This is a genomic window from Streptomyces sp. NPDC088747 (assembly GCF_044751025.1).
GTDB lineage: Bacteria > Actinomycetota > Actinomycetes > Streptomycetales > Streptomycetaceae > Streptomyces.
The window spans coordinates 265,188-279,665 of record NZ_JBIVKZ010000011.1 but is presented as its reverse complement, the minus strand read 5'-3'; the positions used below and the strand labels follow the sequence as shown (position 1 = coordinate 279,665).

Genomic DNA, 14,478 nt, shown 5'->3' with positions numbered 1-14,478 from the left:
GCGGCGGTCAGACGGACCTCAGCGGGTCACACCACCTCCACGTCGTAGAAGCACAGGTGGTCCTTGATCTGGGCGACCTCGGGCTTGGGGTCGGGGTACCCCCAGACCAGGTCGGCCGCGTCGGGGAGCGACCAGTAGGACGCGTCGCCCTTGAACGGGCAGTGCGTGTGGGTCTCGGAAGCCGCCAGCAGATCGAGGCGGACATCCTCCGGTGGGAGGTAGTAGCGCACGGGACAGCCGGTCTCGCGCAGCAACAGGGGGCGGTCGCTCTCCGCCAGGACCTGGTCGCCGTGCACGACGCGTACGCGTTCCGTGCCCTGCTCGATGGTGATCGTGTGTCCTTCAGCCATACCTGGACAGCACCGTCGGGAGCAACATTCTTCCCCCCGTACCGTGGCCGCATGAATATCTGCGTCTTCCTCTCCGCCGCCGACCTCGACGACCGCTACACGGGCCCCGCGCGGGAGTTCGCCGAACTGCTCGGCAGGGGCGGGCACACGCTGGTGTGGGGCGGCTCGGACGTCGGTCTCATGAAGGTGGTCGCCGACGGGGTGCAGGAGGCCGGCGGGCGGCTTGTGGGGGTCTCCGTGGAGTTCCTGGCATCCAGGACACGGCCGAACGCCGACGAGATGGTCGTCGCGCGTGACCTGGCCGAGCGCAAGGCGCTGCTCCTGGAGAAGGCCGACGCGGTGGTGATCATGGTCGGGGGTACGGGGACGCTCGACGAGGCGACCGAGATCCTGGAGCTGAAGAAGCACGGGAAGACGGAGATGCCGGTGGTGCTGCTCAACACGGCGGGCTTCTACGACGGTCTGAAGGAGCAGTTCCGGCGGATGGACGTCGAGGGCTTCCTGCCGCGTCCGCTCACCGATCTGGTGTTCTTCGCCGAGGAGCCGGTGGGCGCGCTCGCCTACCTGGAGGAGAGCCAGGGCCAGCAGTGATGCGAGCATGGCGGGCATGGCTACCCATGTGATCACCGGGGCGGGCTCCGGCATCGGAGCGGCCGTCGCCCGCCGCCTGCACGCGCGCGGGGACGACATCGTGCTGCACGCGCGCGACGCGGGCCGCGCGAAGGAGCTCGCCGCACAGTTCCCCGGAGCGGCGACCCTGGTCGGCGACCTCGCGGACCCCGACAAGCTCTCCTGGGCGTTCTCCCACCAGACGCTGCCCGACCGGGTCGACTCGCTGCTGCACATCGCCGGCGTGATCGACCTGGGCCCGGTGGGCGAGCTCACCCCCAAGTCCTGGCGCCACCAGCTCAACGTCAACCTGATCGCCCCCGCCGAGCTGACCCGCCACTTCCTGCCCCAACTCCGGCTCTCCCAGGGGCACGTCCTGTTCGTCAACTCCGGTGCCGGCCTCAACGCGAGCGCCGACTGGTCCGCGTACGCCGCCTCCAAGCACGGCCTGAAGGCCCTCGCGGACTCGCTACGCCACGAGGAGCACGGAAACGGCGTCCGCGTCACCTCCGTCTACCCCGGCCGCACGGCCGGCCCCATGCAGGTGAAGGTCCACCAGCAGGAGGGCAAGCCGTACGACGCGGGGAAGTGGATCGACCCCGAGTCCGTCGCGACGACCATCCTGATGTCCCTCGACCTGCCCAGGGACGCGGAGGTCAACGATCTCACCGTGCGACCGGGCCGCTGACCTCGCCGGAGCCATTCCGTAGGCTTCCGGCGTGAGCGAAAACAGCAGGTTCAGGTTCGGTTCCGCGACCGGGGTCGGATCCATGCCCGGAGGGGACGCGCGGGAAGCCGCGAAGACCGTCACCGGGTCCCTCGACGACTTTCCGCATCTGCCCGAGTTGCCCGCGCGGGGGCCCGGCGCCGACATGATCGGGCGGACCGCCGGGATGCTCGTCGAGATGTACGCGCGCGTGGAGCCCAGCGGATGGCGGATCGGGGACCGGCCGGGGCGGGACACCCGCAGGGCGCGCTCCTGGCTGGGGGAGGACCTCGACGCCGTCGAGGAGTTCCTCCAGGGGTACGAGGGGCCGCTCAAGGTGCAGGCAGTGGGGCCCTGGACGCTGGCCGCCGCGCTGGAGCTGCGCAACGGTGAGGTGGCCCTCTCCGACCTCGGCGCCTGTCGGGATCTCGCCGGTTCGCTCGCCGAGGGGCTGCGCGTCCATCTCGACGAGCTGCGTCGGCGCCTGCCGGGAGCCCAACTTGTCCTCCAGCTCGACGAGCCCTCCCTCATGGCCGTACTGCGCGGGCACGTGAAGAGCGCGAGCGGCTACCGCGCCCACCGGGCCGTGGACCGGCAGTTGGCCGAGGCGACCCTGCGCGAGGTCGTCGGGGTGCACGGCGAAGGGCCGGTCGTGGTGCACTCGTGCGCGCCCGACGTGCCGTTCGCCCTGCTGCGCCGGGCGGGCGCCGCGGGGATCTCCTTCGACTTCTCGCTCCTCACCGAGCGTGACGACGACGCGGTCGGGGAAGCGGTCGAAGGCGGCACACAGCTCTTCGCCGGTGTCGTCCCCGGCGAGGACGGCCCATTGTCGGACCCTGCCGGTAGCGTCATGGGTGTCAGGACGCTGTGGCGCAGGCTGGGGCTGCATCCGGGGCTTCTCGCGGAGGCGGTCACCATCACTCCGTCGTGCGGGCTGGCGGGGGCTTCCCCCGACCATGCGCGCAGGACGCTCGCTCACTGCGTCCGGGCGGCGAGATCCCTCGCGGACAACCCTGAGTAACGGGAGGACAACACGGTGGCCGGCGAACAGCACGCAGAGCCCACATCGGTACCCGCCGAGGCGCGGGAGAAGCACGCGCTGCTCTCCGAGCAGATCGAGGAGCACCGCTTCCGGTACTACGTGAAGGACCAGCCGGTCGTCAGCGACGCGGAGTTCGACAAACTCCTGCGCTCGGTGGAGGCCCTGGAGGACGAGTATCCGGAGCTGCGCACCCCGGACTCACCGACGCAGAAGGTCGCGGGCGCGTACGAGACCGAGTTCACGTCCGTCCAGCACCGCGAGCGGATGCTCTCGCTCGACAACGCCTTCGACGACCTGGAGCTCGCGGCCTGGGCCGAGCGCGTCGCCAGAGACGTGGGCACCCCCGACCACCACTTCCTGTGCGAGCTCAAGGTCGACGGCCTCGCGGTCAACCTCACCTACGAGCAGGGCCGTCTCACCCGCGCGGCGACCCGCGGCGACGGCCGCACCGGCGAGGACATCACGCCCAACGTCCGGACGATCGCGGAGATCCCGGACCGCCTGAAGGGCGACCGCGTCCCCGGCCTCGTGGAGATCCGCGGCGAGGTCTACTTCCCGATGGAGAAGTTCGAGGAACTCAACGCCCGCCTTGTGGAGGCCGGCGACAAGCCCTTCGCCAACCCGCGCAACGCGGCGGCCGGTTCGCTGCGCCAGAAGGACCCGCGCGTCACCGCGACCCGGCCCCTGCACATGGTGGTGCACGGCATCGGCGCCCGCGAGGGCTTCGACATCAGCCGCCTCTCCCAGGCGTACGACCTGCTCCACGAGTGGGGCCTGCCGACCACGCGGTACGCGCGCGTGGTCGACGACCTCGACGGCGTACGGGAGTTCATCGCGTACTACGGCGAGAACCGCCACTCCGTGGAACACGAGATCGACGGCGTGGTCGTCAAGCTCGACGAGATCCCGCTCCAGGGCCGCCTCGGCTCCACCTCACGCGCGCCCCGCTGGGCGATCGCCTGGAAGTACGCGCCCGAGGAGGTCAACACCAAGCTGATCAACATCCGGGTGGGCGTCGGACGGACGGGCCGCGTCACGCCGTACGCCCAGGTCGAACCGGTCACGGTGGCCGGCTCCGAGGTCGAGTTCGCCACCCTGCACAACCAGGAGGTCGTCAAGGCCAAGGGCGTCCTCATCGGGGACACGGTCGTGCTGCGCAAGGCCGGTGACGTCATCCCGGAGATCCTCGGGCCCGTGGTGGACCTGCGCGACGGCACCGAGCGGGAGTTCGTGATGCCGGCCGAGTGCCCGGAGTGCGGGACCGCGCTGCGCGCCATGAAGGAGGGCGACATCGACCTGCGCTGTCCGAACGCCCGCACCTGCCCGGCCCAGCTGCGGGAGCGGCTCTTCTATCTGGCGGGCCGCAAGGCGCTGGACATCGACCACTTCGGGTACGTCGCCGCCGCGGCGCTCACCAAGCCGCTGGAGCCCGCCGAGCCGCCGCTCGTGGACGAGGGCGACCTCTTCGACCTGACCATCGACCGGCTGCTGCCCATCAAGGCGTACGTCCTCGACCAGGACAGCGGGCTGCCCAAGCGCGACCCGAAGACGGGCGAGGAGAAGGTCGCCACGGTCTTCGCCAACCAGCAGGGCGAGCCGAAGAAGAACGCGGTCGCCATGCTCGACACCATCGCCGCGGCCAAGGAGCGCCCGCTCGCCCGGGTGCTCACGGGGCTGTCGATCCGTCACGTCGGGCCGGTCGCGGCCGAGGCGCTGGCCCGCGAGTTCCGCTCGATCGACCGGATCGAGGCGGCCACCGAGGAGGAACTCGCCGCGACCGACGGCGTCGGCGCGATCATCGCGGCCTCCCTCAAGCAGTGGTTCGCCGAGGACTGGCACCGCGAGATCCTGCGCAAGTGGCGGGCGGCCGGGGTCCGTATGGAGGAGGAGGGCTCGGGCGAGGACGAGGGGCCGCGTCCGCTCGAAGGGCTCACCGTTGTGGTCACCGGAACGCTCGAACACCACACCCGGGACGGCGCAAAAGAGGCCCTGCAGACCCGGGGTGCGAAAGTGACCGGTTCTGTCTCGAAGAAGACATCTTTCGTCGTTGTGGGAGACAATCCCGGTTCCAAGTACGACAAGGCCATGCAGCTGAAGGTTCCCGTTCTGAACGAGGACGGCTTCGCCGTCCTGCTCGACCAGGGGGCGGACGCGGCGGCGGAAGTCGCGCTTCCGATCGAGGAGTAGAGGTTGAAGGCCACCCGTTCGGCGCATATCAGATGCATACGGGTGGCCGGGTCGCATTCGGGCAACCGTCGACGACCGCTGCCCGTGGAAGCCTTCTGCGGCCTACTGTTGAGGTGTGCGCCCACCGTGCCCGGCCGCGGTCGGCGCATCTCCGGCTCCTCTGGAGCCGGGGAACGGTTTTCGGACGCGGCGGACGTGGCCAGTTGTCTTCGGCCAGGACCGCGTGGTGTGGGCACCGCCGGCTGTGAGAGGGACGGGAATGGAACCGACCGATAGCGCCGCCCCTGACTCACGGCTGCGCCGGATGACCGGCGCGTGGCTCGGGGCGGCACGCGGGACGACGCGGACCCCGGAGCGCCCGGGTCTCCCGCCCCGCTCGGCCGGCGGCGGTGTGGGGGTCGCCGGTCTCGCCCCCGGCCCCGGCATGGCCGGCCACGAACCCGAACGGCCCATATCCTGGCCCGCGCTGCCCGCGGCGGTCGTCGCGGCGGCCGGGTTCGTCCTGGGTGCCGGGTTCTACCGCGCCTTCACCGAGGACCACGCGCTCTTCCCCTCCGGCGCCGTCGGCTGGGCACTCGCCCTGCTGACCGGCATCATCGTCGGCCACCTCGTCGCCCTCGGCCGCTCCCGCTGGTGGGGCGGCACCGGATCCGGCGCCGCCCTCACCCTCGCCGTCCTGCTGCTCTACGGCTGGGTGCCCGCCCAGATGGTCAGCCTGACCGTCGTCGTCCTGGTCGGTATCGCCCGCCGCAACCGCTGGCGCCGGGGCATCCTGCACGGCGCGGTCGACATCCTCGGCATCGGCGCGGGCGGGCTGGTCCTGGCCGCGTGGGGACGCGTTCCGTCCGTCGAGACGCCCTGGAATCCCGAGACCTGGACCGTCTCCGCCGTACCCGAGGTGTTCCTGGCCGCGGCCGCGTATCTCGCGGCCACCCGCACCCTGCTCTGGTACGTGCACGCGCCGCGCACCGGCGGCCTGCCGACCGTCGCGCGCACCGCCCTGGTCAGACAGGGACTCGTCGCGGTCGCGCTGCTCGGCATCACGCCGCTGATCTGTGTGGTCGCGACCGCGCAGCCGATGCTGCTGCCGCTGTTCTCGATCCCGCTGATCGCCCTCGACTCCACGCTGTGGATCGCCCGCGCGCGGGCGGAGGAGCAACTGCGCGACCCGCTGACCGGGCTGCCGAACCGGCAGTGGCTGCTCGAACGTACGTGGACCGCCCTGGACGACGCCGAGCGCATCGGCGCGCGGGCGGCGCTGATGCTGATCGACCTGGACCGCTTCCGTTCGGTGAACGACACGCTCGGCCATCTCGCCGGTGACCGGCTGCTCCTTCAGATAGCCGATCGGCTGCGGCTCAACCTGCCGCGCGGCGCGGAGGCCGCCCGGCTGGGCGGCGACGAGTTCGCCGTGTTACTGCCGATCGCCGACTCCACCACCTCGGCCACCCGCGTGGCCCGCAACCTCGTCGCCGCGCTCGGCTCCTCCCTCGACCTGGACGGCCTCTCGCTCGTCCTGGAGGCCAGCGCCGGGCTCGCCGTCTTCCCCGACCACGCGCTCGACGCGGAGGGGCTGCTCCGGCGGGCGGACGTCGCCATGTACCAGGCGAAGCGGGACCGGACGGGTGTGGAGGTGTACGAGTCCAAGCGGGACTCCAACACCCCGGACCGGCTGGGGCTGCTGGGGGATCTGCGCCGGGCCCTGGACACCGGGGACGTCGAGCTGCACTACCAGCCGAAGGTCAGGTTCGACGGCCAGGTGGCCGGGCTTGAGGCACTCGTGCGGTGGGTGCACCCCGAGCGGGGCAGGGTGGCGCCGGACGAGTTCATCGCCATCGCCGAGTCCTCCGGACTGATGCCGCACCTCACGGAGTACGTCCTGGAGACGGCGCTCGCGCAGGTCGCGCGATGGCGGGCGCAGGGACTCCACGTGCCGGTCGCGGTGAACGTCTCGCCGCGCGACGTCCACACCCCCGGGTTCGCCGGCTCGGTGGCCGCCCGGCTCGCCCGGCACGGCGTTCCCGCGGGCTCGCTCCAGCTGGAGATCACCGAGCACGTGCTGCTGGAGGATCCGCAGCGCGCCGCGGACACGCTGGCCGCGCTGACCGGGCACGGCGTGAAGATGTCACTGGACGACTTCGGCACCGGGTACTCCTCGCTCGTCCATCTGCGCCGGCTGCCGGTCAGCGAGCTGAAGATCGACCGGTCCTTCGTCGCGAAGCTCGCCGTGGACAACGAGGACGCGGCGATCGTGCGCTGCACCATCGATCTCGCGCACTCGCTCGGACTGCTCGTCGTCGCCGAGGGTGTGGAGGACGACGAGACGTGGGAGCGGTTGCGGGACATGGGCTGTGACGCCGTACAAGGCTGGCTCGTCGCCGCCGCGATGCCGCCGGAGGACACCACCGCCTGGCTGCGGGCGCGGGGGTCGCGGGGCTGGCAGCGTCCGCGTGCCGCGCTGCCGGCGGCGGAGTAGCCACCGCTCGCCGTCCGGCGCGGGTCCGGTGGGGGTGCCGTTGGTTCTCCCGCCCGCGCACCGCCCGGAAAGCCTCGTCGACAAGGTGCTCGTCGCCTGTGGGGGCCCGGCACCGTCGGCGCCTGACCGCGCGCGGACGGGCCTGCGGCGCCCCGTCGGGGGCGCGGGGAACTGCGCGCCCGGCCCTCGACGGCCGAAGCCCGTCGACGATGGCGCGGTCCCCGGACGGACGGCGCCGGCGGTGCAGGGTACTGCGTGCCCGGCCCTCGGCGGCTGAAGCTTGTCGACGATGGCGCGGTCCCCGGACGGACGGGCGGTCGTCGGCGGTGCGGAACCTCCACCGGAGAGGTTCACTTTTCGGGTGAGGGTCGCGGGCGGGCGCGGGTGGGCGAGGCCCTCGGAAGAACCCCGGCGCGGGCACCGCCCCCCGCCCCATAGGATTGGGCCCAAACCACACACACTCACCCCAGAGGATCGCTGCATGCCTGGCATCACGCGCGAGGAGGTCGCCCACCTCGCACGGCTGGCGCGTCTGGAGCTGAAGGGCGAAGAGCTCGACCACTTCGCCGGCCAGCTCGACGACATCATCGGCGCGGTCGCCCGCGTCAGCGAGGTCGCCGACCAAGACGTACCGCCGACCTCACACCCGCTGCCGCTGACGAACGTCATGCGCGCGGACGAGGTCCGTCCGTCGCTCACCCCCGAGCAGGCGCTCTCCGGCGCCCCGGCCCAGGAACAGCAGCGTTTCAAGGTGCCGCAGATCCTGGGGGAGGACTAATCACCATGACGGACACGAACGTCAACATCATCAGGCTGACCGCCGCGGAGATCGCCGCCGGTATCGCCTCCGGCGAGTTCACCGCCGTCGAGGTCACCGAGGCGCACCTCGCCCGGATCGAGGCCGTCGACGAGAAGGTGCACGCCTTCCTCCACGTGGACCGGGAAGGCGCTCTCGCGCAGGCCCGCGAAGTGGACCGCAAGCGCGCCGACGGCGAGAAGCTCGGCCCGCTGGCAGGCGTCCCCCTCGCGCTCAAGGACATCTTCACCACCGAGGGGATCCCGACCACCGTCGGTTCCAAGATCCTCGAGGGCTGGATCCCGCCGTACGACGCGACCGTCACCAGGAAACTGAAGGCCGCCGACGTCGTCATCCTCGGCAAGACCAACATGGACGAGTTCGCCATGGGGTCGAGCACCGAGAACAGCGCGTACGGGCCGACCGGCAACCCCTGGGACCTCACCCGCATCCCCGGCGGCTCCGGCGGCGGGTCGAGCGCCGCGCTCGCCTCCTTCCAGGCACCCCTCGCCATCGGCACGGACACCGGCGGCTCCATCCGCCAGCCCGCCGCCGTCACCGGCACGGTCGGCGTCAAGCCGACGTACGGCGGCGTCTCCCGCTACGGCATGGTGGCGTTCTCCAGCTCCCTCGACCAGGGCGGCCCCTGCGGCCGTACTGTCCTGGACGCGGCGCTGCTCCACGAGGTCATCGCCGGGCACGATCCGCTCGACTCGACCTCCATCGACGCCCCGGTCCCGCCGGTCGTCGAGGCCGCGCGCAACGGCTCCGTCGCCGGAATGCGCGTCGGCGTCGTCAAGCAGTTCTCCGGCGAGGGCTACCAGGCCGGAGTCGTCCAGCGTTTCAACGAGTCCGTCGCCCTCCTCAAGGAACTGGGCGCCGAGATCGTCGAGCTGGACTGCCCGTCCTTCGACCTGGCGCTCTCCGCGTACTACCTGATCGCGCCGTCGGAGTGTTCCTCGAACCTCGCCCGGTTCGACGCCATGCGCTACGGCCTGCGCGTCGGCGACGACGGCACGCACTCCGCCGAGGAGGTCACCGCCCTCACCCGTGAGGAGGGCTTCGGCGACGAGGTCAAGCGCCGCATCATGCTGGGCACGTACGCACTGTCCAGCGGCTACTACGACGCGTACTACGGCAGCGCCCAGAAGGTCCGTACGCTCATCACGCGTGACTTCGAGAAGGCGTTCGAGCAGGTCGACGTGATCGTGTCCCCCACGACGCCGACCACCGCCTTCCCGATCGGTGAGCGCGCCGACGACCCGATGGCGATGTACCTCGCCGACCTCTGCACCATCCCGACCAACCTGGCGGGCAACGCCGCCATGTCGCTGCCCTGCGGACTCGCACCGGAGGACAACCTTCCGGTCGGGCTGCAGATCATCGCCCCCGCGATGAAGGACGACCGGCTCTACAAGGTCGGCGCCGCCGTCGAGGCGGCCTTCGTGGAAAGGTGGGGGCACCCGCTGATCGAGGAGGCTCCGTCGCTATGAGTGCCATGGCCAAGAAAGCCAAGAACTTCAAGAAGTCCAAGACCGGTGTGTACGTGGCGCTCGGCAGCACCGCCTTCGGTGCGCTCAGCGTCGCCAAGCAGGCCAAGCTCGCCCGGCAGGACGGCGACTTCCTGCGGCTCGTCGACGCCGCCGTATCCGCCGCCGCCATCGTCACCGGCCTCGCCATCCTCTACCGGGAGCTCAAGCGCCTGGGCGACGACGACGTCCTGCTGGGCTGAGAGGGAAGTTTTCACCGTGACCACCACGACCGACGAACTGGTGTCGTACGAGGACGCCCTGGCGACGTACGACCCCGTCATGGGCCTTGAGGTCCATGTCGAACTCGGCACCAAGACCAAGATGTTCTGCGGGTGTTCCACCGAGCTGGGCGCCGAGCCCAACTCGCAGACCTGCCCCACCTGCCTCGGCATGCCCGGCTCGCTCCCGGTCGTCAACGCGATCGGGGTCGAGTCCGCGATCAAGATCGGTCTCGCGCTGCACTGCGAGATCGCCGAGTGGTGCCGGTTCGCCCGGAAGAACTACTTCTACCCGGACATGCCGAAGAACTTCCAGACCTCCCAGTACGACGAGCCGATCGCCTTCAACGGCTATCTGGACGTCCAGCTGGAGGACGGCGAGGTCTTCCGCGTGGAGATCGAGCGCGCCCACATGGAGGAGGACACCGGCAAGTCGCTGCACGTCGGCGGCGCCACCGGCCGAATCCACGGTGCCTCGCACTCGCTGCTCGACTACAACCGCGCGGGCATCCCGCTCATCGAGATCGTCACCAAGCCGATCGAGGGCGCGGGCGAGCGGGCCCCCGAGGTCGCCAAGGCGTACGTCGCCGAGCTGCGCGAGCTCATCAAGGCGCTCGGCGTCTCCGAGGCCCGCATGGAGCAGGGCCAGATGCGCTGCGACGTGAACCTGTCGCTGCGCCCGCACGGCCGGGAGAAGTTCGGCACCCGCAGCGAGACCAAGAACGTCAACTCGCTGCGCTCCGTGGAGCGTGCCGCCCGCTTCGAGATCCAGCGGCACGCCGCCGTGCTCAACGACGGCGGCACGATCATCCAGGAGACCCGCCACTTCCACGAGGACACCGGGTCCACGACCTCGGGCCGCGTGAAGGAGGAGGCCGAGGACTACCGGTACTTCCCGGAGCCCGACCTCGTCCCCGTGGCGCCGTCCCGCGAGTGGGTCGAGGAGCTGCGCGCCGGGCTGCCCGAGCAGCCGCTGGCCCGCCGCAACCGGCTGCGCGAGGAGTGGGGCGTCGGTGCCCACGACATGCAGTCGATCCTCAACGCCGGTGCCATCGACCTGATCGTCGCCACCATCGAGGAGGGCGCCGACGCGGCGTCCGCCCGCAAGTGGTGGATGGGCGAGCTGGCCCGCAGCGCCAACGAGACGGGCAAGGCCCTTGAGGACCTGCCCTTCACGCCGGCGCAGGTCGCCCGGGTCACCGCCCTGGTGGCCGAGGGCTCCCTCAACGACAAGCTCGCCCGCCAGGTCATCGAGGGCGTGCTCGCCGGCGAGGGCACCCCGGACGAGGTCGTCGAGAAGCGCGGTCTGAAGGTCGTCTCCGACGAGGGCGCGCTGACCGCCGCCGTCGACGAGGCCATCGCCGGCAACCCGGGCATCGCCGACAAGATCCGGGGCGGCAAGCTCCAGGCCGTCGGAGCGCTGGTCGGCGCGGTCATGAAGGCCACCCGCGGCCAGGCGGACGCGGCCCGCGTCAAGGAACTCATCCTTGAGCGGCTGGGCGTCAGCGAGGGCTGAGCCAGGCGTTTTTCGCCACCCGGGGGGACGCGTCGGTTTCGACGCGTCCCCCCGGCATGTCCGGGTGAGTGGGATCCCGCTCATGTGAACAAGCCCACGAATGCGAAGAACGATCACATTTGGCTGCAAGAGTGGCAGGGCACTGCTCAGGTGTTCTTTGCGGGCTTTTCATTCCTCCAGAGGTTCCGACCGTCCTCTGGCGGCTGTTCCCGTCCAAAGATCCTCGAACCGCCCCCAGGGAGCACGTCCGTGGCAGCCCTCGCACGCTGGTGTGTCCGACACCGCCTCGTCGTCGTCCTGCTGTGGCTTCTCGCACTCGGCGGCGTCACCGCGGCCGCGGCCGTCATGGGCTCCGCCTACTCGAACGACTACGAAGTACCCGGCACCGAGTCGGACCGCGCCACCCAGCTCCTGCGGGAGGGCTTCCCCGGCCTCGGCGGCGCCAGCGACAGCGTCGTCTGGCACACCACCACCGGCACCGTGCGCTCCGCCGACGTCCAGCAGACGATGACCCGCACCCTGGACCGGATCGAGGACCTGCCCGGAGTGGCCTCCGTCGTCAGCCCGTACGAGGGGCAGGGCACCGGCCGGATCAGCCTCGACGGACGTACGGCGTACGCCACCGTCACCTTCGAGGATCCCGCCGAGAACATCGACGAGGGCGAGGCCCACGCGGTCGTCGACACCGCGAAGGCGGCCGACTCGGGCAGCCTCCAGGTGGAGCTGGGCGGCGGCGCGATCGGGCTCACCGAGTCCTCCGGCGGCCATGTCGCCGAGATCGTCGGCGTCCTCGTCGCCGCGGTGGTCCTCTTCCTCGCCTTCGGGTCGCTCGCCGCGGCCCTGCTGCCCATCGCCACCGCCCTGGTCGGCGTCGGGACCGCGTACGCCTCGGTCGCGCTCCTCGGACACGCCATGACCGTCGCCGACTTCGCGCCCATGCTCGGCCTGCTGATCGGGCTCGGCGTCGGCATCGACTACGCCCTGTTCATCGTGACCCGGCACCGGCGCGGCCTCAAACGCGGACTCCCGGTGCCCGAGGCCGCACGGAACGCGGTGGCCACCACGGGCCGCGCGGTCGTCTTCGCCGGAGCCACCGTCTGCATCGCCCTCCTCGGCATGCTCATCCTGCGGCTCGGCTTCCTCAACGGCGTCGCCATCGCCGCCTCGCTGACCGTGATCCTCACCGTCGCGGCTTCCGTGACCCTGCTCCCCGCGCTGCTCTCCTGCATCGGGCCGCGCGCGCTCAGCCGCCGTGAGCGGCGCCGGCTGTCCGAGCACGGGCCCCAGCCGGAGATCCCCACCGGACTCGCCGCCCGCTGGTCGGTCTTCGTGGAGCGGCACCCCAGACTGCTCGGCTCCCTCGCCCTCCTCGTCATGGCGCTGCTCGCCCTGCCCACGCTCTCGCTCCACCTGGGCACCTCCGACCAGGGCAACAACCCGGAACGGTCGACCACGCGCCAGGCGTACGACCTGATCGCGAACGGCATCGGGCCCGGCGTGAACGGCCCGCTGACCCTCGTCACCCAGGTCGGCGGCGCCGAGGACAGACTCGCGCTCGACGACCTGGACGCCACGCTCCGGGCCACCGAGGGCGTCGCCTCCGTGACCGCGGCGGAGTACGGCAGCGGCGGCGACACCGCGTACCTCACCGTCGTACCGGACTCAGCGCCGCAGTCGCAGCGCACCAGCGCCCTCGTCGACCGGCTGCGCACCGAGGTGCTGCCGCGCGCCGAGGCGGGCACCTCCCTCGACGTCCAGGTCGGCGGGGTGACGGCGAGTTACGACGACTTCGCGGACGTCATCGTCGGCAAACTGCCCCTTTTCGTGAGCGTCGTCATCGGCCTCGGCTGCGCCCTCCTGCTGCTCGCCTTCCGCTCGATCGGCATCCCCCTGAAGGCCGCCGTGATGAACATTGCCGCCGTGGCCGCCGCATTCGGAGTCGTCGTCGCGATCTTCCAGTGGGGCTGGGGCAGCGAACTGCTGGGCCTCGGCCGCGCGGGCCCGATCGAACCCTTCCTGCCCGTGATCATGGTGTCGGTGCTCTTCGGGCTCTCCATGGACTACCAGGTCTTCCTGGTCAGCCGGATGTACGAGGAATGGCTGGAAACCGGCGACAACCGGCGCGCCGTCCGGGTCGGCCTCGCCGAGACGAGCCGGGTGATCAACTCCGCCGCCGTCATCATGATCTCGGTCTTCCTCGCCTTCGTACTCAGCGGCGACCGCGTCATCGCCATGTTCGGCATCGCCCTCGCCGCGGCCGTCGCCCTGGATGCCTTCGTCCTGCGGACGCTCCTCGTGCCCGCCCTCATGCACCTGCTCGGCGGCGCCAACTGGTGGCTGCCCCGCTGGCTGGACCGGCGCCTGCCGCACATCAGCATCGAGCCTCCCGAGTGCCGCGCCGCCCATGAGAGGCTGGCCGCCGCGACGGACGCCGAGGTGGCGGACGTACTGGAGAAGGAGCGACGGCAGGATGTTCGCGATATCCCTGGGTGACGACGGGGCGGAACTACGGCCCCTGGAGCCCTGGCACGCCGAGGAGTTCCTGGCGCACATCGAGCGGGGCCGCGAGTTCATCGGCCGGCACGTCTCCCTGCCCGACGCGGTGAAGGACCTCCCCGCGGCCAGGAGCCTGCTCCAGGCGTACGCGGACAAGCGCGCCGCCGACCAGGGGTACCTGTACGGGATCTGGCTGGAGGGCAGGCTCGTCGGCGGGCTGATGTTCCGGATCTTCGACACCGCGATGGGGAACTGCGAGGCCGGCTGCTGGCTGGAACCCGCGGCCGCCGGGCGCGGACTCGTCACCCGCGGGGCGCGGATCATCATCGACTGGGCGGTCGACGAACGCGGCATGCACCGGGTCGAGTGGATCGCCCCGGCCGCGAACGAACCGAGCCTGAAGGTGGCGCGGCGGCTGGGCATGACCCGGGACGGCGTACTGCGCGAGAGCTATCCGTACCGGGGCGTACGCAGTGACATGGAGGTCTGGTCGGTGCTCGCGCCCGAGTGGCGCGAGGCACGCGCGCGTGCGGGACGATAACGATCGGCC

General features: G+C 71.2%; 12 protein-coding genes. 11 read left to right on the top strand and 1 reads right to left on the bottom strand.

The window, feature by feature from the left end; genetic code table 11:
* Positions 1-26 precede the first annotated feature (26 nt).
* Positions 27-350, bottom strand: coding sequence for a DUF427 domain-containing protein (locus ACIP79_RS25820; RefSeq protein WP_401226972.1), 324 nt, complete (start codon positions 348-350; stop codon positions 27-29).
* Between the two features lie 51 nt (positions 351-401).
* Here ACIP79_RS25820 and ACIP79_RS25815 point away from each other — a divergent pair, with 51 nt between their 5' ends.
* The 11 genes from ACIP79_RS25815 (at position 402) to ACIP79_RS25765 (ending at position 14,469) form a co-directional block, all read left to right on the top strand.
* Positions 402-941: a TIGR00730 family Rossman fold protein gene (locus ACIP79_RS25815; protein WP_401226970.1), complete on the top strand. Its 540-nt coding sequence runs from the start codon at positions 402-404 to the stop codon at positions 939-941.
* Positions 942-957: 16 nt separating this feature from the next.
* A complete protein-coding gene (locus ACIP79_RS25810; protein WP_401226969.1) occupies positions 958-1,647 on the top strand; it encodes an SDR family oxidoreductase in 690 nt (229 codons plus the stop codon).
* Between the two features lie 31 nt (positions 1,648-1,678).
* Positions 1,679-2,686, top strand: coding sequence for a methionine synthase (locus ACIP79_RS25805; protein ID WP_401226967.1), 1,008 nt, complete (start codon positions 1,679-1,681; stop codon positions 2,684-2,686).
* Between the two features lie 15 nt (positions 2,687-2,701).
* Positions 2,702-4,894, top strand: coding sequence for an NAD-dependent DNA ligase LigA (ligA, locus tag ACIP79_RS25800; protein ID WP_401226965.1), 2,193 nt, complete (start codon positions 2,702-2,704; stop codon positions 4,892-4,894).
* A gap of 259 nt (positions 4,895-5,153) precedes the next feature.
* A complete protein-coding gene (locus ACIP79_RS25795) occupies positions 5,154-7,370 on the top strand; it encodes a putative bifunctional diguanylate cyclase/phosphodiesterase (RefSeq protein WP_401226963.1) in 2,217 nt (738 codons plus the stop codon).
* Positions 7,371-7,851: 481 nt separating this feature from the next.
* Positions 7,852-8,148: an Asp-tRNA(Asn)/Glu-tRNA(Gln) amidotransferase subunit GatC gene (gene gatC, locus ACIP79_RS25790; protein ID WP_015036350.1), complete on the top strand. Its 297-nt coding sequence runs from the start codon at positions 7,852-7,854 to the stop codon at positions 8,146-8,148.
* A 5-nt stretch (positions 8,149-8,153) separates the two neighbouring features.
* Positions 8,154-9,659: an Asp-tRNA(Asn)/Glu-tRNA(Gln) amidotransferase subunit GatA gene (gene gatA, locus ACIP79_RS25785; RefSeq protein WP_401226962.1), complete on the top strand. Its 1,506-nt coding sequence runs from the start codon at positions 8,154-8,156 to the stop codon at positions 9,657-9,659.
* Complete coding sequence (locus ACIP79_RS25780) at positions 9,656-9,898, top strand: hypothetical protein (RefSeq protein ID WP_383681367.1); 243 nt, start codon at positions 9,656-9,658, stop codon at positions 9,896-9,898. The genes gatA and ACIP79_RS25780 overlap by 4 nt, the downstream gene beginning before the upstream one ends.
* A 16-nt stretch (positions 9,899-9,914) precedes the next feature.
* Entirely contained in the window at positions 9,915-11,432 is a 1,518-nt protein-coding gene (gatB, locus tag ACIP79_RS25775; protein WP_401226960.1) for an Asp-tRNA(Asn)/Glu-tRNA(Gln) amidotransferase subunit GatB, read from the top strand.
* A 249-nt stretch (positions 11,433-11,681) separates the two neighbouring features.
* The gene (locus ACIP79_RS25770; protein ID WP_401226959.1) at positions 11,682-13,925 is read left to right on the top strand and encodes an MMPL family transporter; all 2,244 of its coding nucleotides are present in this window, start codon (positions 11,682-11,684) and stop codon (positions 13,923-13,925) included.
* Positions 13,903-14,469, top strand: a complete 567-nt coding sequence (locus ACIP79_RS25765) for a GNAT family N-acetyltransferase (protein WP_401226957.1) — start codon at positions 13,903-13,905, stop codon at positions 14,467-14,469. Before ACIP79_RS25770 ends, ACIP79_RS25765 begins: the two co-directional genes overlap by 23 nt.
* The last annotated feature ends 9 nt before the right edge of the window (positions 14,470-14,478 follow it).

Coding starts and splice junctions, on each gene's coding strand:
- ACIP79_RS25820 (WP_401226972.1), bottom strand. CDS start 350: ATGGCTGAAGGACACACGATCACCATCGAGCAGGGCACGGAACGCGTA.
- ACIP79_RS25815 (WP_401226970.1), top strand. CDS start 402: ATGAATATCTGCGTCTTCCTCTCCGCCGCCGACCTCGACGACCGCTAC.
- ACIP79_RS25810 (WP_401226969.1), top strand. CDS start 958: ATGGCTACCCATGTGATCACCGGGGCGGGCTCCGGCATCGGAGCGGCC.
- ACIP79_RS25795 (WP_401226963.1), top strand. CDS start 5,154: ATGGAACCGACCGATAGCGCCGCCCCTGACTCACGGCTGCGCCGGATG.
- gatC (WP_015036350.1), top strand. CDS start 7,852: ATGCCTGGCATCACGCGCGAGGAGGTCGCCCACCTCGCACGGCTGGCG.
- gatA (WP_401226962.1), top strand. CDS start 8,154: ATGACGGACACGAACGTCAACATCATCAGGCTGACCGCCGCGGAGATC.
- ACIP79_RS25780 (WP_383681367.1), top strand. CDS start 9,656: ATGAGTGCCATGGCCAAGAAAGCCAAGAACTTCAAGAAGTCCAAGACC.
- ACIP79_RS25765 (WP_401226957.1), top strand. CDS start 13,903: ATGTTCGCGATATCCCTGGGTGACGACGGGGCGGAACTACGGCCCCTG.